Annotated in this window: 12 protein-coding genes; 11 read left to right on the top strand and 1 reads right to left on the bottom strand. The window is 34.6% G+C overall.

Going from position 1 to position 18,720, the window contains the following annotated elements; genetic code table 11:
- Positions 1-5: 5 nt before the first annotated feature.
- Positions 6-842, bottom strand: coding sequence for a 5-dehydro-4-deoxy-D-glucuronate isomerase (gene kduI, locus BUR17_RS19670; RefSeq protein ID WP_074232198.1), 837 nt, complete (start codon positions 840-842; stop codon positions 6-8).
- A gap of 871 nt (positions 843-1,713) precedes the next feature.
- Between kduI and BUR17_RS19665 the strand changes: the two genes are divergently transcribed.
- The 11 genes from BUR17_RS19665 (at position 1,714) to BUR17_RS19615 (ending at position 18,639) form a co-directional block, all read left to right on the top strand.
- A complete protein-coding gene (locus tag BUR17_RS19665; protein ID WP_074232197.1) occupies positions 1,714-4,710 on the top strand; it encodes a SusC/RagA family TonB-linked outer membrane protein in 2,997 nt (998 codons plus the stop codon).
- Between the two features lie 10 nt (positions 4,711-4,720).
- Entirely contained in the window at positions 4,721-6,544 is a 1,824-nt protein-coding gene (locus BUR17_RS19660) for a RagB/SusD family nutrient uptake outer membrane protein (RefSeq protein WP_074232297.1), read from the top strand.
- Positions 6,545-6,698: 154 nt separating this feature from the next.
- Entirely contained in the window at positions 6,699-7,721 is a 1,023-nt protein-coding gene (locus tag BUR17_RS19655) for a pectinesterase family protein (RefSeq protein ID WP_084550823.1), read from the top strand.
- Between the two features lie 173 nt (positions 7,722-7,894).
- Complete coding sequence (locus tag BUR17_RS19650; RefSeq protein ID WP_074232196.1) at positions 7,895-9,313, top strand: pectate lyase family protein; 1,419 nt, start codon at positions 7,895-7,897, stop codon at positions 9,311-9,313.
- A gap of 48 nt (positions 9,314-9,361) precedes the next feature.
- Positions 9,362-10,366 (top strand): DUF4861 family protein, encoded by a 1,005-nt coding sequence (locus tag BUR17_RS19645; protein ID WP_228418876.1) that lies wholly within the window; start codon positions 9,362-9,364, stop codon positions 10,364-10,366.
- Positions 10,367-10,378: 12 nt separating this feature from the next.
- Complete coding sequence (locus BUR17_RS19640; RefSeq protein ID WP_074232294.1) at positions 10,379-11,638, top strand: glycoside hydrolase family 88/105 protein; 1,260 nt, start codon at positions 10,379-10,381, stop codon at positions 11,636-11,638.
- Between the two features lie 237 nt (positions 11,639-11,875).
- Positions 11,876-13,516 carry a glycoside hydrolase family 43 protein gene (locus BUR17_RS19635; RefSeq protein ID WP_074232195.1) on the top strand — a complete coding sequence of 547 codons (1,641 nt, stop codon included), beginning with the start codon at positions 11,876-11,878 and terminating at the stop codon, positions 13,514-13,516.
- 153 nt (positions 13,517-13,669) lie between these two features.
- The gene (locus BUR17_RS19630) at positions 13,670-15,331 is read left to right on the top strand and encodes a glycoside hydrolase family 28 protein (RefSeq protein WP_074232194.1); all 1,662 of its coding nucleotides are present in this window, start codon (positions 13,670-13,672) and stop codon (positions 15,329-15,331) included.
- Between the two features lie 199 nt (positions 15,332-15,530).
- The gene (locus tag BUR17_RS19625) at positions 15,531-16,433 is read left to right on the top strand and encodes an alpha/beta hydrolase (protein ID WP_074232193.1); all 903 of its coding nucleotides are present in this window, start codon (positions 15,531-15,533) and stop codon (positions 16,431-16,433) included.
- A 238-nt stretch (positions 16,434-16,671) separates the two neighbouring features.
- Positions 16,672-17,649, top strand: a complete 978-nt coding sequence (locus BUR17_RS19620; protein WP_074232192.1) for a pectinesterase family protein — start codon at positions 16,672-16,674, stop codon at positions 17,647-17,649.
- A gap of 252 nt (positions 17,650-17,901) precedes the next feature.
- Positions 17,902-18,639 carry a rhamnogalacturonan acetylesterase gene (locus BUR17_RS19615; protein ID WP_074232191.1) on the top strand — a complete coding sequence of 246 codons (738 nt, stop codon included), beginning with the start codon at positions 17,902-17,904 and terminating at the stop codon, positions 18,637-18,639.
- The last annotated feature ends 81 nt before the right edge of the window (positions 18,640-18,720 follow it).

The raw sequence follows: 18,720 nt of genomic DNA, 5'->3' as shown, positions 1-18,720 counted from the left end.
AAAAATTACTTTAGTTCGTTAGTTTTAACAGCGTCCATATCGCCATAATCCATATTTTCTCCTGCCATTCCCCAGATAAATGTATAGTTGGAAGTACCAACTCCTGAGTGAATAGACCATTCCGGAGACAAGACCGCTTCATTGTTTTTCATAAAAATATGACGCGTCTCATTCGGCTGACCAAGAAAATGACTTACCGCCTGACCTTCTTCCAAATCAAAATAAAAATAAGCTTCCATTCTACGGGTATGCGTGTGAGAAGGCATGGTGTTCCAAACACTTCCTTCGTGTAGCTCGGTCATTCCCATTTGCAGTTGGCAAGTTTCTAATACGCTGTTTACAATCAGTTTATTAATTGTACGTCTGTTTGCGTATTTTGTTTCCCCCAATTCTACAATTTCAGCTTCGTTTTTAGTGATTTTCTTTGTAGGAAAAGTGTGATGCGCCGGAGCTGAGTTGAAATAAAATAAAGTTTGACCCTCATTTCCGTTTTCAAAAACAACATCTTTTGCGCCTTTTCCAATGTATAAAGCTTCTTTGTTTCCAAGCTCAAAAACCTCTCCGTCGACCGTTACCTTTCCGGCAGCGCCCACGTTGATGATTCCCAATTCTCTTCTGTCTAAGAAGTTTTGCGCTTTCAGATCATCGGTTGGCTCCAATTTCAATGCGCTTTTTACAGGCATTACACCACCTACAATCATTCTGTCGTACATAGAATACACTACATTGATCTGATCTTCATTAAATAAATCATTCATCAAAAACTCCCTTCTCAGGTCTTCAGTTGTATATTTTTTTACATCTTCAGGATGATGGGCGTAACGAAATTCTGATTTTGTCATACTCTAGATTTTAAACTTAAATTATGGTTTTTAAAAACCTGTTAAACATTGCGTAATCGATTGCATTAAATTACACTAAAATTCCACAAAAATACTTGTCGATAAATATATAGATTATATGTATTCGGTTAACAAAAAATTAATTTTAATTTATATTTAATTGAAAATCAATTAAATAAATTTTAAATTAATAACAAAAAACTGAAAATAAAGAAGTAAAAGTATCTGATTTTTTTACAGAAATGCAATGTAACGACTGTAAAAAATAAAAATCATGCCAAATATTTTAACACAACTCCACTAAATATATTATATATAAGGATAAGATTAAATTTATACATATTGTTTGTTAATTTAAGTGAAAAATTATCATTTATAAAATACACAAGTTTTTGTGAATGAAAAAGATGATAAAAATCAGATGTAATTATAAAAATTACAGTTTGGATATGCTTTTTGGGAGTTTTTGGAAGCTTGAAACACTCTTATTTGCGCTGATTTCTTATCATTATAATCGTTAAACATCAAATTATTTTCACATTTTCAAACTTTAAAACAAATAATAAAACTAGTCACAAAGAACTGAAAATCAAAACAATAAAGCAATAAACAATCTTAACATTTTATGTTTATTAACAAATTAAACAGTCAAATTAATAGAAAAATAACATTTTTTTCTTTGCGTAATGAAAAATAATATTAGTTTAGGAGCCAAGATATTTTATTAAGAATAATTACGCAATCGATTGCACTCAGAAAAGCGTACATCATTAAAATATTCCTAGAAACAGAATACTTAAAAATCCACAAAAAAATTAGGGAAGTTATTGGCTTCTCAAACCACACATTAAACTATATAAGGATACAATAAATGGATAAAAAGGTACAATCAATAAAGTGGTTATATTTAACTGTTTTCCTGCTTCCCGTCCTTGCTATGGCTCAGGAAAAAGAAACCAAGATTGACGAAGTTGTCTTGGTAGGATATACTAAAGTTTCTAAAAAAGATGTTACTAACTCCGTATCTTCTGTAAAGGCTGAAGCAATCAAAGATATGCCATCAACCAATGCTGCCGAAGCAATTCAGGGAAGAATGGCCGGAGTACAGGTTTCATTAAGTGAAGGCTCACCCGGAGCCGATGTAGACATTGTTATCAGAGGTGGTAATTCTATTACAGGAAGTAATGCTCCCCTTTACATTGTAGATGGAGTTCAAATGGATAATGCACTATCTATTTTATCCCCAAAAGAAATTGAATCTATTGAAGTTTTAAAAGACGCGTCTTCTACCAATATCTACGGAGCCAGAGGAGCCAACGGTGTTGTTATGATCACCACAAAAGGAGGCCGTAAAAGAGCAAAAACATCAATTAATTATAATGGATTTTTAGGGGTAAGGAAAATTCAAAATACGATCGATGTATTAGATCCGTATCAATATGTGCTGTATCAATATGAAGTGTATAATAAAGGTGGAGTTCAGACGGATATTGATGCTTTCAAAGCAAGATATGGAACTTACGACCAGTTAAGCAAATACAAAGACGTACAAAAAAGAGACTGGCAAGACGAGGTTTTTGGAAGAGAAGCATTTAACTTTACTCATAACCTTGCTGTCACCGGAGGGTCTGACAATTCATCTTTCGCATTATCTTTAAATAATGTAGAGGAAGATGGGATTATGATCGGATCTGGTTTTAAAAGAAGCATGCTCAACTTCAAATATGATTATGATATTTCGAAGAAATTAAACTTTACTTTAAATACAAGATACAGCAGACAAACCATCTTTGGAACAGGAACCTCATCTACAGGTTCACAAAGTACCAACCGACTAAGGAATGCAGTAAGGTATCAACCATTTGAAGGAGGATCTAACGTAAACGTTGATGATTTTGATCCTTTATTTGCAAATGAAACCAACCTTGTAAATCCTATTCTTTTAGCAAACAATGAGATTAAAGAAAATGGAAGAAATGATCTATTACTCAATGGAACGCTGGAATACAAAATAAGTAAAGACTTCACTTTCAGGAGTGTTATCGGATATTTGCAGAGGGATGAATATCTTAATCAGTTCTCTGGAACCATAACTTCTGTGGCAAGACAGAATAATGATCAACCTGTGGTTGTTTTAAACAAATCTCAAACGAGAAGAATCACCAATACCAATACTTTAAATTATAGAAAGACATTTGGAAGTCACAAATTAGATCTATTAGTAGGACAGGAAATCGTAAAAACAGATGGAGAATCATTAGGAATGACTATCAAATGGTTTCCAAAATCTATAAGTGCTGAAGAAGCATTTGCTAACATTCAGTCGGCTTCTCCTCCAGGTGGATTGGTACAAGATGCTCCTAAAGCAGGAAGAAACCCTGACCGATTGGCATCATTTTTTGGTAGAGCCAACTATATCTTCAAAAATAAATACATCCTTACTGCTTCCATGAGAGCCGATGGTTCAAGTGTTTTTGGAGCCGGAAATCAATGGGGCTATTTCCCTGCAGCTTCTGCCGCTTGGAAAATTACTGAAGAAAATTTCTTAAAAGAAAGCCAAACCATCAGTGAATTAAAACTTCGTTTAGGATATGGTCTTTCTGGAAATAACAGAATCGGATCTTTCTTATATGATACTTTCTTCACAACGTCATCTGATTATGGATATGCTTTTGGCACCAATGTTACTCCAGGTGCTACAACAGGAAATATCTTAGCAAACAAAAATGTTACTTGGGAAAAATCAGCTTCTAAAAACCTAGGTTTAGATTTTGGCTTATTTAAAGGAAAAGTATACGGTACTTTAGATGTTTATCAAACGGATACCAAAGACTTATTACTTTTAGCTCAAATTCCTAAAGACAGAGGTTACGAATATCAATATCAAAACTCTGGAAGTACAACGAATAAAGGTATTGAATTCTCCATCGGAAGTGCAATCATTAACAAGGAAAATTTCACTTGGAAAATGGATGCGAATATCTCTTCTAACAGAAACACCATTAAAAGTTTAGGAAATAATGCATCTCCAAGTTCTTTTTCTTACCTGTACCCTTCAGGTTGGCAAAACAGCTTGAATGACTTCTTAGTACAAGTTGGTAAGCCAGTAGGTACTTTTTGGGGATATCAAACAGCGGGAAGATATGAAGTTAGTGATTTCGATTATAATCCAGCAACGCAGGTTTATACACTAAAAGCAGGTATTCCTAGCTCTGCTGCCGCTGCAAACGGAGCAAAACTAATACAACCTGGAGATCTTAAACTTCAAGATTTAAACGGTGACGGTATTATTGATAATAAAGATATGACCGATCTAGGAAATGCCCAACCAAAATTCTATGGTGGTTTTAGCCAGAATTTCCGTTACAAGAACTGGGATATGAGCTTAATGTTCAACTTCTCTGTTGGAAATAAAGTGTATAATGCTAACAAAATAGAATATTCAACACAATATTTATACAAAGACAATAACATGCTAGCTGAAGTGGCCGATAGATGGAGATGGTTCGATGATGCAGGTGTAAAAGTAAATGACCCAACAGCTTTAGCTGCATTAAATGCCAATACAACAGGATGGACTCCACCTGCAGGTGCTTATTTCTTACATTCGTATGCTATTGAAGATGGATCTTTCCTAAGACTAAACAACGTAACTTTAGGGTATTCTCTTGGAAAAGAATTTACTAAACAATTAGGACTTTCAAACTTCAGACTGTATTTCACAATGAATAATGTCTTTACCATTACTGGTTATTCAGGATATGATCCAGAAGCTAATACCAGAAGAAATCCTTTAACACCTGGTGTAGATTATGCCGCTTATCCAAGAAGCAGATTTATCTTATCAGGAGTTGACATCACTTTTTAAACCTAATATTATGAAGAAGAATAAATTTTTAACAATACTATTTGCTGTTGCAGGAGTAATATCTTTAAACTCTTGTGATGATTACCTGGATGTAGAAAGCTTATCTAATACAGCCGAAAAACAACAATTTGACTCTGCTCCAGATACTTTTTCCGCTTTGGTAGGTGTTTATAACGCTACTATGGGTGACAATACTTATGGTCAGAGAATGAACTTAATCCTTACTCAATCAGGTGACGATTTAAGAACTTCTGGCGATTATAATGCGAATGACAGAAGAGGAATTAGTTGCTTCGGCGCAATTCCTACGAATACTGAGCTATTAAGACCTTTCTTAGATACTTATGCCGGAATTGAAAGAGCCAATCTTGTCATTAAAAACATCCCGCTTTCACCAGTGATGCAAACTGGTTCAGCAGCAGATAAGACGTTAATGAATAGGTATTTGGGTGAGGCTTTAACATTGAGAGCCCAATTCTACTATGATCTTATAAAAAACTGGGGCGATGTACCTTTCCAAGATGTACCTTCAGCCGATCTTCCTGATTTGTATCTTGCAAAAACAGATAGAGATGTTATTTATGATAAAATTCTTGACGATTTACTTAAAGCAGAAAGTCTTGTCCCTTGGAGATCTGAAGGAGGAACTACTGCACAAAGAATTTCAAAAGGTGCTGTTAAAGGTTTAAGAGCGAGAATAGCTTTAGCAAGAGCAGGATATTCTTTAAGAAGAAATCCTCAACAAATGATGCAGGGTTCTAATCCTCAGAAATATTACCAGATCGCTTATGATGAGTGTAAAGATATTATCAATTCTGCTCAACATCAGCTTAATCCTAGCTATGAAGGATTATTCAGATCATTGCATACCAATTCTCAGGATGCTACGAATGAAGTAATCTATGCTATCGGAGCTTTCGGAGGAAACTCAAGAACAGATAGTAAAATCGGTTACTATAACGGTTTAAGACATGATGATACCGATTGGAAATCTTCAGGTGGAATCAGCGCAATTCCTGTTTATTTTTATGAATTTACAAAATATGATTTAAGAAGAGATGTTAACATCGCCATCTATAGAGTAAATACTACAAAACAGGAAGAGCTTCAAACCTCTATCAACTGGAATGACGGTAAATTCAGAAAATCTTGGACCTCAATTACAGGAACTTCTCAAAACTTAGGAATCGACTGGCCAATGCTTAGATATTCAGATATTTTATTAATGTTTGCTGAAGCAGATAACGAATTACACGGTGGCCCATCTGCAGATGCTGTAAATGCAGTGATGGCAGTAAGACAAAGAGCGTATGCAGGTAATTTAGGTCAGGTAGGAACGATTCCGACTGGTAAAGCAGCTTTCTTTGATTATATCGTGAAAGAAAGACAGCTTGAATTTGGTGGTGAAGGATTAAGAAAATACGATCTTATCCGTTGGAATTTATTAGAAACTAAAATTAATGAAACAAGAGCTAAGCTTACCCAATTTATGAATGGTACGGGAGCTTATGCAAACGTTCCTGAATATATTTTCTACAAAAAGCCAACCTATGTGCCAACAAAAACAGCTCAGCAAAATGTATTAGACATTGATTTCTATACAACTGCAGGAGTTGCAAAAGCAGATATTTTCTACAGTCCAAATCAATCTGTTGCCACACCATCTGGTTATACAAAAGTAAACTGGAGATTAGCAATGACTCAGCCTTACATCAGTGGAGATCCTATCAAGAGCTATGCTTATTATTTCCAGCCTAACAGGAAAGAGCTATTACCTTTAGCATTAGACGTTGTAAACTCTAATTATAATCTTACCCAAGATTATGGTTATTAGTGAAAATATACATTCATATTAATTAATTTTCAGTACAGACTTCCTCCTTTTTCGGGAGAAGGTCTGTACTTTTCTTCAAAGAAAAATTCAGAAAAGATTTTTAAAAGTTGAAATTTCAGCCCATCAACTGACAATTAAAAACGATCAACAACTTATGCAGGTTTTAGGTTTAAAAAATAGTCCGTTCTTCTTTATTTTTTCAATGGTCATGATCAGTCTTCTTTCTTTCAAGGCTAGTGATGAGAAAACCATCATCGTTTCGAAAGACGGAAAAGGAAATTTCACGACCATTCAACAGGCAATTGACGCTGTTGAAGAAGGAAAATCGATAAGAACAAAAATTATTATAAAACCCGGAACGTACAGAGAAAAAGTTACTGTATCTGCAGCAAAAAGCCCGATAATTTTAATCGGTGAAAAAGCAGAAAACACCATTTTAGTTTACGGCGATCATGCTTCAAAACAAAGCGCAGAAGGTAAAAACATCGGAACTACAGGTTCGTCTACCCTATTTATTTTTTCAGATAATTTTTCAGCAAAAAATATCACCTTTCAAAATGACGCAGGACCCGTGGGACAAGCGGTTGCCGTTCTTACCACAGGAGACAAAATGGCGTTTGAAAATTGCAGATTTTTAGGATTTCAGGATACTTTATATACTAAAGGAACTCAGGATAACCCAGATAAAAGTAAAACTTCCCGAAACTATTTTAAAAACTGCTACATCGAAGGAACTACAGACTATATTTTCGGAGCCGGAACTGCAGTTTTTGAAGATTGTACAATATATTCCAAAAAAAATGCATCTTACGTTACCGCTGCCTCTACTCCGGAAGGAGCTGAATTTGGTTACGTATTTATTAACTGTAATTTAACAGGTGATGCATCAGCAAATTCTGTATATTTGGGAAGACCTTGGAGACCTTTTGCTAAAACAGTTTACATCAATTGTGCAATCGATTCCACAATAAAAAAAGAAGGTTGGCATAACTGGGCTAAACCTGATGCTGAAAAGACCACTTTCTATGCAGAATATAATTCAAAAGGAGCCGGAGCAGATCCTTCAAAAAGAGTTTCCTGGTCTCATCAGCTAACGAAAGATCAGGCTAAAAAATATTCAGCAAAAAATATTCTGAAAGGAAAAGACAACTGGAACTTTAATAAAAGTTTTAAATAAATTATTTTTTTCGAGAAAAATTAAAAGTTCTCTTCTTTTAAAGCTGTAATTGATCCCATCGGGATTTGCTGTTAATAGAAAAAATAAATGTAAAAAAACGAAGCTCGGTAAGAGCGACCAGTCAATTTATCATATTTAAAAAATTCAATGAAATAAAATTTTAATTATTTTAAATGAAATTCAGTCTAAAACATAAAATCTTTACCACAGGCATTCTCATAATGCTTGCTTTATCTGTTTCGGCTCAGGAGAAAACTTTGAGTTTCCCTGGTGCAGAAGGTTTCGGAAGATACACAACTGGAGGAAGAGGCGGAAAAGTTTTATTTGTAACAAAATTGACAGACGACGGTTCAGAAGGAACTTTAAGATATGTTTTAGACCAAAAAGGAGCAAGATATATTGTTTTCAAAACAGCAGGAACGATCTACTTGGAATCTCCATTAAAAATAAAAGAAGGCAATGTCACCATTGCCGGACAAACTGCTCCAGGCGACGGAATTACCATTGCCAACTACGAAACTTTTGTTGCGGCAGATAACGTAATTATTCGTTTTTTACGTTTCAGAATGGGAGATCAGAAAAAATTTGAAGGTGATGCATTAGGGGCAAGATTTATAAAAAATTTAATCGTCGATCATTGCTCAATGAGTTGGTCTACCGACGAGACGGTTTCTATTTATGTGAATGAAAATACCACGCTTCAATGGTGCATAATTTCAGAAAGTTTAAGAAATTCTGCCCATCAAAAAGGCGCTCACGGATACGGCGGAATTGCAGGTGGAAAATTCGCTTCTTTTCATCATAACATGTATGCTCATCACGACAGCAGAAATCCCAGATTGGGTGAGTACGCAGGAAGTAAATTTGCATTGACCGATTTAACTGATTTTAGAAATAATGTCATTTACAATTGGGGACACAACAATGTCTACGGCGGTGAAGGAATGAATGTAAATATGGTTAATAATTACTATAAACCAGGTCCCGCATCGATGAACAAAAAAAGAATTGTAGCCATCGATAAAAACGAAAAACCTGAAACCGAAGTTTACAACATTTGGGGTAAATATTATATCAACGGAAATGTCTCTGAAGAAAATCCTGATGTAACAGCAGACAACTGGAATTTAGGAGTTTTTAATCAAATGAAGCCTTCTTACAATTTAACAGATGCTGATAAAAATTCAATAAAAATCAATCAACCTCACGACATTCAGAATAATGTAAAAACACATACCGCAAAAGAAGCGTATGAAAAAATATTGCAGATCGGCGGTGCAAGTTTGGTGAGAGATGCGGTAGATCTACGTGTTTTAAAAGAGGTGAAAAATGGTACTTTCACGTACAACGGTTCGCTTGGAAGTAAAAACGGGATCATCGATTCACAAAATGATGTCGGTGGATTTCCAGATTTAAAACCGGGAAAAGCGCTACTCGATTCAGATAACGACGGAATGCCCGATGAATGGGAAACAAAGCACAATCTCGATCCTAAAAAAGCCAATGCAAACGGAAGAGATTTAGATAAAAATTATGATAATATCGAGGTCTACATAAATGACCTTGTTAAAAAAATAACCGATAAACAGTAGAAAGTCACTGAACTTTTTAAGTAAATGGTTATCTAAAACGAAAGTATTATGTCAATAAAATTAAACATATTCAAAATCATATTAACTGGAGCAGTTTTTGCGACCAATATGTCATTTGCTCAGCAAAATGTAATTGAAAAAATACGCAAAAATCCTAAAGCACCATTTTCGTATGCCGAATTATCTATAAAAGACGGCGGAAAATGGCAGGGAAACGAATACATTGGCGGAACTTTTAAAAACGTAAATGAGTTAACACTTCCTGCAGAGCACACCGACCATTCTTATTACATCAGATACGAAGGAATTGGTTTGGAAAACAATCAAATTGGTTACAGACTGTATTTGGATTGGAGAAATGCCACCGATATTTTTGGTAAAAAAATAAATACTTTAGTGTTACCAGAAGTCGGGCAAGACGGTTTTGAAACGTATCACCACGACGCACCTTGGGGACAGGATATTTTGAAATCAGGTCGCACCATCGGAATCGGTTCTTACGGAAGATATGATGACCAAAATGATTTTGTGGAAACTTTTAAGACCGTAAAAAGCACGACCGCAAAAGTTTTTAATGAAAATGATAGATCTTTCGCAACCATCGACTACAAAGGTTGGAAAACCTGGGGAAAAGCGGTTGATCTCCAATCGAAACTGACCATTTTCAACAAAGACCGTTTTGTGAAAGTTGATTTAAGTTTAGACCAAACTATTTCAGGTTTATGTACCGGAATTGTTGCATTTAAAGACATCCCGATGAAACAGGGAATCAGCAAAAACAAAAAATGGGGCTACATCGCTACTTACGGAATGCAGACTTTAGCCAAAAAAGAAGACAATCTTGGGATGGTGGTATTCTACCCTATCGAAAGTTTTGATAAATATGTGAAAGCAAAATCTACACATATCATCGTTTTCAAGAAGACAAAAAATGTTTCATATTACTTTATGGGAGCCTGGTCGCAAGAGCCGAATGGTTTAAAGACTGAAGAAGAATTCTATAAAGATTTAGATAAAAAATTAGAAATTTTAGATAATAACAATCAACTTTAAAATTGAATGACAATGAGTTTTATTAATCAAAAATTAAAAATATATGCAGTTGCAGTTTTAGGATCGGGAATGTTCTTAGCTTGCGCTCAAACAAAAACAACAGTTGCTTCAAAAGCCTCAAAAGAAACTTCACAGTCAGGAAAAGTAGTTCCTACTAATCTGAAATGGTCAGAAAGAATGATGCTTTCAGAAATGCAGAGATTTCCTGAAGCATGGATGCTCGATTTCAGTAAAAGCCCAAAGTGGACATATCCTTCAGCAATCGTTTTGGATGGAGCCGAGCAACTTTATATTAAAACAGGTAAAAAACAATATTACGATTACATCAGTGATTTTGGTGCAAAACTAATCAAAGAAGACGGTACAATTCTTACCTACGATATCGAAAAATACAATATCGATATGTTGAATAGCGGAAACGTATTGCTTTATCTTTATGAAAAAGAAAAAAAAGAAAAATACCTGAAAGCACTGCAAACCCTTCGTTTACAAATTGACGGACAACCAAGAACGAATGAAGGTTCTTTCTGGCATAAAAAAATATATCCTTATCAGGTTTGGTTAGATGGATTATATATGGGAATGCCTTTCTACACGCATTATACAAAAGATTTCACCAAAGGTGCAGATGCAGCAAAAGCGTATGATGATATTGTTTTCCAGTTTGATTCTGTTCAGAAAAATCTTTTAGATAAAAAAACAGGATTGCTTTATCACGCTTGGGATGAAAGTAAAAAAGAAGCCTGGGCAAACAAAGAAACCGGGCTTTCACCCAATTTTTGGGGAAGAGCAATGGGTTGGTACGGCATGGCAATGGTAGATGTTCTAGATTATTTACCTGAAAACCATCCTGGAAGAGCAAGAATTATTTCTTACATAAAATCTTACTCTGACGCTGTTATTAAATATCAGGATAAAAAATCTGGACTTTGGTATCAAGTTTTAGATAAACCATTAACTAACGGAAATTACGAAGAAGCAACGGCTTCAGCGATGTTTGTTTACACAATGATTAAATCGGTAAACAAAGGATATTTGCCTAAATCTTACAAAACTGCAGCTAAAAAAGGCTATGACGGGATCATCAAAAACCTGATTACAGTTGATGAAAATGGTGTTGTAAATTTAAATAAATGTTGTGCTGTTGCAGGTTTAGGTGGTAAACCTTACAGAGACGGTTCTTATGAATATTATGTAAATGAAGAGATTCGTTCTAATGACGGAAAAGGAACAGGACCATTCATTTTGGCAAGTTTAGAATTTGAAAAATAAAATTTTAAAACATTAAGTGAGAATTAAGAAGTTAAGATTTTTATTAAGCTAATTGCTTAAAGCGAAGCTAAACTTAACTATTCTAAACTCCTTAATAAAAAACTTAATGGTAAAAATTTGCTTACATTTTTAAATGATTAGCCTTTGCTGAGTAAAACGCCTTTGCGACCGAAAAAATACGCAGTAAGCCAATAAAATTTTTTTTGCGCTCTTTGCGTTAAAACAGAATCAAATTTTATGACAATCAAATTTTTAAATATACTTTCAATAACCGCCTTTTCTATTGCATCAACTTACTTGAATGCACAGGAAAAACCATACGTTTCAGAAGTCTGGACTGCCGATCAGGGAAAAACTTATAAAAACCCGATTTTGTATGCAGATTATTCAGATCCTGATGTTACCCGTGTTGGGGATGATTATTATATGACCGCTTCAAGTTTTAACGAAGCTCCGGGATTACCTATTCTTCATTCAAAAGATATGATCAACTGGAAATTGGTCAACTATGCTTTGCCAGATGTTTTACCTGCAAAAAATTTCAGCACACCCAAAAGAGGGGACGGAGTTTGGGCCCCTGCAATCCGTTTTCACAAAGGTGAATTCTACATTTATTGGGGCGATCCCGATTTCGGAATTTATATGGTGAAAACTAAAGATCCGTTGGGAAAGTGGGAAGAGCCTGTTTTGGTAATGGAAGGAAAAGGTTTGATCGATTCTTGCCCTTTCTGGGATGAAGACGGAAATGCTTACTTAGTTCATGGTTGGGCTGGAAGCCGCGCAGGAGTTAAAAGTTTGCTTTCCATCAATAAAATGAATGCTGACGGAACAAAAGTTTTAGATAAAGGCGTTCACGTTTTTGATGGACATGATGCTCATCCAACCGTTGAAGGTCCGAAAATGTACAAAAGAAATGGTTATTACTATATTTTCGCTCCGGCAGGTGGCGTTGCTACAGGTTGGCAATTGGTTTTAAGATCAAAAAACATTTACGGTCCTTACGAAGAAAAAATCGTTCTTGAGCAGGGAAAAACAAAAATCAATGGACCTCATCAAGGAGCGTGGGTAGATACACCTTCAGGTGAAGATTGGTTCTATCATTTTCAGGATGTGGATGCAGGAGGAAGGATCGTGCATCTTCAGCCTATGAAATGGGAAAAAGACTGGCCTGTAATGGGAATCGACAATGACAAAAACGGAATTGGCGAACCGGTTTTAACGTATAAAAAACCTAATGTTGGTAAAACTTATCCAATCGTTACTCCACCGGAAACTGATGAATTTGATGGTGAAAAATTAGGTTTACAATGGCAATGGAGCGCTAACGAAAACATCGTTTGGTCATCAAAACTTCCAGGACAGAAATTTCTGAGATTGTTCTCCATGAAAATGGGTGAAAATGATAAAAACCTTTGGAATGTTCCGAATCTTTTGACTCAAAAATTTCCAGCTCCGAATTTTGTGGCTTCAACTAAAGTTAAATTAACTCCGGAAGATGCTAAAGAAGGAAAAACTGCCGGACTTTTAGTAATGGGAATGGATCATGCATCGATTGTTATTACGAATAAAACTGACGGATATTATGTTCAGTTAAGAAAAGCCGAAAAGGCTGAAAAAGGTGGTGAAGAAAAAGTTTTATTTGAAACAAAATTAAAATCAAACGAAGCTTATTTAAAAGTAAATGTCAACGAACCGAACGGAATTTGCACATTCAGTTACAGTGAAAACGGTAAGAATTTCATAAAAGTTGGCGAGCCATTTCAGGCAAAACCAGGAAAATGGATTGGCGCTAAAGTAGGTTTATATTCTGTAAGCACACAGAAAGCAAACCGTGGTGGCTACGCAGATTTTGAATATTTCAGAGTAACAAAAAATTAATTTAATCTCTCGCAAATTTTGCTGATTTCACAGATAATTTTAAAATGGCTAAAATCTGTTTAATCTGCGAGAACTTAAAATACGAAATCTAACGTTTTTTGAATTCCGTTAGGTTTGATAAAATCATCAACAGAAAATTAAAGAATAAATATAATGAAGAAGTCGTTTAAAATCATCAGTCTTGCTGCAGTAATGCTGTTTTCAGGACAGATTAATGCTCAAAATAAAGATATTTACACAGGAATAGAGTTTAAAATGCCGCAGGTGAAAGAAACTTCTTTTCCAGCAAATACAGTTTCCATTAAAGATTTTGGAGGTGTTGCAGGAGGTAAAGTAAAAAATACAGAAGCTTTCAAAAAAGCAATCGATGCTTTGGTAAAAAAAGGAGGTGGTAAACTTGTCGTTCCAAGAGGAATGTGGTTAACCGGACCAATTGTTTTGCAAAGCAACATTAATCTACATATTGAAGAAGGGGCTTTTGTGGTTTTCAGTAAAGATAAAAACGACTATCCTTTGGTAGATGTAAGTTTTGAAGGTTTGGAAACGATTCGTTGTCAGTCTCCTATTTCTGCAAAAAATGCTAAAAATATTGCGATTACAGGAAAAGGAGTGATCGATGGAAGTGGCGATGCATGGAGAGCCATTAAAAAAAGTAAAATGGCAGAATCTCAATGGAAAGAAATCGTAAAATCTGGTGGAATTCTTTCTGCAGACGGAAAAAACTGGTATCCTTCAGAAAGTTATAAAAAAGGATTCGAAAGCAGCTCAAGCTTTAATGTTCCTGATAAAATTTCAAAATCTGAACTGGAATCTGTAAAAGATTTTCTTCGTCCGGTAATGGTAAGTATCGTTGGTTGTGACCAAGTTTTATTGGATGGACCAACTTTCCAAAACTCTCCGGCTTGGAATCTACACCCATTAATGACATCAAACTTGATTTTAAGAAATCTTACGGTAAGAAATCCTTGGTATTCTCAAAACGGTGACGGTGTAGATTTAGAATCTTGCAAAAATGTTTTGATTTACGACAATACTTTTGATGTAGGTGATGATGCAATCTGCATTAAATCAGGAAAAAATGAAGATGGAAGAAAAAGAGGAATGCCTACTGAAAATGTAATCATTAAAAATAATGTGGTTTATCACGGTCATGGAGGTTTCGTTATCGGAAGCGAAATGTCTGGTGGAGCCAGAAATATTCACGTTTCAGATTGTACATTTATTGGAACTGACATTGGTCTTCGTTTCAAAACAACTCGTGGAAGAGGGGGCGTTGTTGAAAATATTTATGTAAAAAACATTGATATGATCAATATTCCAACTCAGACGATTGGTTTTAACATGTTCTACGAAGGTGCTTCTCCTGTTTTAGAGGACGGACAAAAAGAAGAAGGCAACAAAGCTCCTGAAAAAGTATTTCCGGTAACTGAGGAAACTCCAATTTTCAGAAATATCTATTTCAAAAATATCAATGCGGTAAATTCTGATGAAGCAATTACCATCAATGGTTTGGCTGAAATGAATATTAAAAACATCGTGATTGAAGATTCTCAGTTTGATACTAAAAAAGCATTAACGATTGTAGATGCAGACGGAATTACATTGAAAAACGTAAAGCTTACCTACAGTGAAGGAACCGGAGCCGTTGTTTACAACAGTAAAAATGTAGATTTATCTACCCTTCAGTTACAATCTTCTCAAAAACCAACAATTAAGGTTTTAGGAAGTAAAACTTCTGCGGTAAAACTTCCAAAGGAGATAAAAGGTGAGCAATTAAGTATTTCGAAAGAAGTTGCTAAAAACGCAGTAAAGTAAGTTTCGAGATTCATGTTGCGAGTTTTGTAACTCAGAATTTTAGTTTCGAGATTCGAGAATTTAACCACAAAAAAAATCTTTGATTTTTAAACTTATGTGTTCTTTAATATTTTCAAAATGTTAAGCTTAAAAGTTACTAATATGTTAAAAAACTTTTTTGACTTTTGTGGTTAAACAAAACACCAAATTAATTTTAAAAATGAGTTTTCACAAATTATATTTTCTTTTTGTTTTTTTTGTAGGAGCAAAAGCATTCGGTCAGACAAAGCCGAATGCTACTCCTTACACAAACGAGGCAACATATGAAAAGCTTAAAAAGAAGTATCCGTTTATTACTCCTTTGAACAGACCAGTTCCATCAAATATTATAATTGATAAGGATGTAGAATATGCCAACGTCAATGGATTATCTTTAAAAGCAGATATTTATTATCCGAAAGACCAATCTAAAAAATACCCCGGAATTGCTTTGGTTCATGGTGGCGGTTGGATTTCCGGTTCTAAGGAAAACGAAAAATATATGGCTCAGGAATTGGCATCAAAAGGTTACGTTGCCATTGCAGTTGGTTATCGTTTAAGTGAAGTGGCAAAATATCCTGCAGCAATTGATGATGTTGAAAATGCGATTAAATTTTTAAAGAAAAACAAAAAAAAGTACTCTTTAAATACAAAAAAAATGGCAGTTTTAGGAGAATCTGCAGGTGCACAAATCGCTACTTTAGCAGGTGTAAAAGCTAAAAATAAAATCCAGGCAATCGTTAATGTAGACGGAATTGTTTCTTTCATTCATCCTGAAGCCGAAGAAAGCACTTACGCAGCTTATTGGTTAGATGGCGACAGAAATGTGAATTTAAAAAACTGGACAGAAGCTTCACCTCTAGAGTTTGTTGGTAAAAACACACCTCCTACTCTATTCATCAATTCTTCGCAACCGCGTTTTCATGCAGGAAGAGACGACATGATGAAGATTTTAAAAAGTCATAATATCTTTACCGAGTATCATGAAATAAAAGACACACCGCATTCCTTTTGGTCTGCAGAACCCTGGTTCACAGAAACGTTGAATCTGACGGTAGATTTTTTAGATAAAACGATGAAATAGGTTTAGGTTTAGGTTTAGGTTTAGGTTTAGGTTTAGGTTTAGGCAAAATTAAAACGCAAAGATTTATTATTTATTGAAAATATTTTAGGAGCAAAGAATAATCAATAAATTGATTTTAAGCGAACGTATATTTTCAAGCTTTATCAGCGACTTGTCGCAATCTTTGCTCCTTAAATTTGTAAGATTTAAATTAAACCTTTGCGTTTAAAAAATATAGAATCAGTCATAAAAATTATTTATGAAAAAACTATTTTTAATTCTCTTCATTTCAATAACCAATTTTTTATTGGCAAAAAATGAACCTTATATAACAATCACCGTTGCACAAGACGGAAGCGGGCAATTCACCTCCATTCAAAAAGCCATCACTTCAATCAGAGATTTAGGCCCGGGTGAAGCTTTAGTAAAAATAAAAGCAGGAACGTATCACGAAAAAATCGTCATTCCTTCGTCAAAACATAAAATAACTTTACAAGGCGAAAACAAAGAAAACACCATTATTACCAACGATGATTATTCAGGAAAAATTGATGCTTTGAATGAGAAAATGACAACCTTCAATTCGTACACGTTTTTAATTATGTCAGATGATATTAGAATTTCTGATGTAACGATACAAAATACTTGGTGCAACAAAGGACAAGCTGTTGCTCTTCATGTGGAAGGTGACCGTTTCAGCATTAAAAATTCTAAAATTTTAGGTTGTCAGGATACTGTTTATACGGGAGGAAATCACAGCAGACAATTTTATGAAAACTGTTATATTGAAGGAACAACCGACTTTCTTTTTGGCTCGGCAACTGTAATTTTTAAAAACTGTACGATTAAAAGTTTAGCCAATTCTTACATCACTGCGGCATCAACAGACCAAAGTAAAGAATTTGGATATGTATTTTTCGACTGCACATTAATTGCGAAAGAAGGCATCAATAAAGTATTCTTGGGAAGACCTTGGAGACCGTACGCAAAAACAGTTTTCATCAATACAGAAATGGGAAATCACATCGTTCCCGAAGGCTGGAATCCTTGGAAAGGTGACAAAATGTTTCCAGACAAAGACAAAACCGCTTATTACGCAGAATTTGGAAGCAAAGGTGAAGGCGGAAAAATTGAAAATCGTATAGCGTGGTCTCATCAACTGACAAAAAAAGAAGCTAAAAAATATACCATCAAAAATATTTTCGGAGACTGGAATCCAAATATGAGTAATAAATAATTGGTAATGAATAATTGTTACCACAATAAAATGACATAGGAAAATGAAGCGTTAAGAAAATTAATTTTGTGAACGTTAAAAAAATTCTATTGTTTGAAGCGCGACGAAAGTTTTAAATCAAAGAACTAATACCAAATTCGCGCGAGTTTAGAATTTTAGAGAACAGAATTAATTTTTAGCGGAAGTTTCCAAGTCTTGAACTTTTGGTTCTTTTGTTTCAAGACAAAAGAACTTAAATAAAAAATAATTAAAATGAAAAAAATACTTTTAATCCTAAGCGTTGTAATTTCAACAATAGTTTTCGCTCAGAAAAAACCAACCCTATTTCTGATTGGTGATTCTACAATGGCAAACAAAGACAATCCTGATAAAAACCCTGAACATGGATGGGGACAGGTTTTAGGACAATTTATGACCACCGGAATTGAAATTCAGAATCATGCGATGAATGGAAGAAGTTCAAAAAGTTTCAGAACAGAAGGAAGATGGGATAAAGTTGAAAAACAATTGAAAAAAGGTGATTTTGTAATTATTCAATTTGGGCATAACGACCAGAAAATAAAAGATTCTACAAAGTTTACCAATCCTTATACTCAGTACAGAGCCAATTTGGAAAGGTACGTTAATGAAGCAAGGGCAAAAGGCGCAACACCAATTTTGATGACATCAATTACAAGAAGAAATTTTAATGAAAATGGAGTTTTAATTGATACGCACAAAGAATATCCTTTGGTAGTAAGAATGGTTGCCAATGATATGAAAGTTCCTTTTGTCGATATGCAATTACTGACCGAGCAAATGGAAATTTCAGCCGGTCCTGAAAAATCAAAACTTTTACATTTACACTTTAAGGCGGGCGAAAATGCATATTATGATAAAGATAAAGCAGACGACACCCATTTATCAAAATTGGGTGCAGAAACGGTAGCGAAACTAGCTGTAAAATCTTTGAAAGATTTAAAAACCGGTTTAGAAAAGTATATAAAATAATTAAAACGACATAGGAAAATGGAGCGTTAAGAAAATTTAAATTCAATCCGTTAAAAAATTTCCACTGTTTGAGCGGCAAAA

Origin of the sequence: Chryseobacterium scophthalmum (genome assembly GCF_900143185.1) — a bacterium.
In the GTDB taxonomy this organism is placed as follows: Bacteria; Bacteroidota; Bacteroidia; order Flavobacteriales; family Weeksellaceae; genus Chryseobacterium; species Chryseobacterium scophthalmum.
Note: the sequence above shows the minus strand (reverse complement) of the source record. Positions and strands in the feature narration are given on the sequence as shown.

Bases quoted from the DNA above. Each gene is read 5' to 3' on its own strand.
- kduI (WP_074232198.1), bottom strand. From the start codon at position 842: ATGACAAAATCAGAATTTCGTTACGCCCATCATCCTGAAGATGTAAAA.
- BUR17_RS19665 (WP_074232197.1), top strand. From the start codon at position 1,714: ATGGATAAAAAGGTACAATCAATAAAGTGGTTATATTTAACTGTTTTC.
- BUR17_RS19660 (WP_074232297.1), top strand. From the start codon at position 4,721: ATGAAGAAGAATAAATTTTTAACAATACTATTTGCTGTTGCAGGAGTA.
- BUR17_RS19655 (WP_084550823.1), top strand. From the start codon at position 6,699: ATGCAGGTTTTAGGTTTAAAAAATAGTCCGTTCTTCTTTATTTTTTCA.
- BUR17_RS19650 (WP_074232196.1), top strand. From the start codon at position 7,895: ATGAAATTCAGTCTAAAACATAAAATCTTTACCACAGGCATTCTCATA.
- BUR17_RS19645 (WP_228418876.1), top strand. From the start codon at position 9,362: ATGTCAATAAAATTAAACATATTCAAAATCATATTAACTGGAGCAGTT.
- BUR17_RS19640 (WP_074232294.1), top strand. From the start codon at position 10,379: ATGAGTTTTATTAATCAAAAATTAAAAATATATGCAGTTGCAGTTTTA.
- BUR17_RS19635 (WP_074232195.1), top strand. From the start codon at position 11,876: ATGACAATCAAATTTTTAAATATACTTTCAATAACCGCCTTTTCTATT.
- BUR17_RS19630 (WP_074232194.1), top strand. From the start codon at position 13,670: ATGAAGAAGTCGTTTAAAATCATCAGTCTTGCTGCAGTAATGCTGTTT.
- BUR17_RS19625 (WP_074232193.1), top strand. From the start codon at position 15,531: ATGAGTTTTCACAAATTATATTTTCTTTTTGTTTTTTTTGTAGGAGCA.
- BUR17_RS19620 (WP_074232192.1), top strand. From the start codon at position 16,672: ATGAAAAAACTATTTTTAATTCTCTTCATTTCAATAACCAATTTTTTA.
- BUR17_RS19615 (WP_074232191.1), top strand. From the start codon at position 17,902: ATGAAAAAAATACTTTTAATCCTAAGCGTTGTAATTTCAACAATAGTT.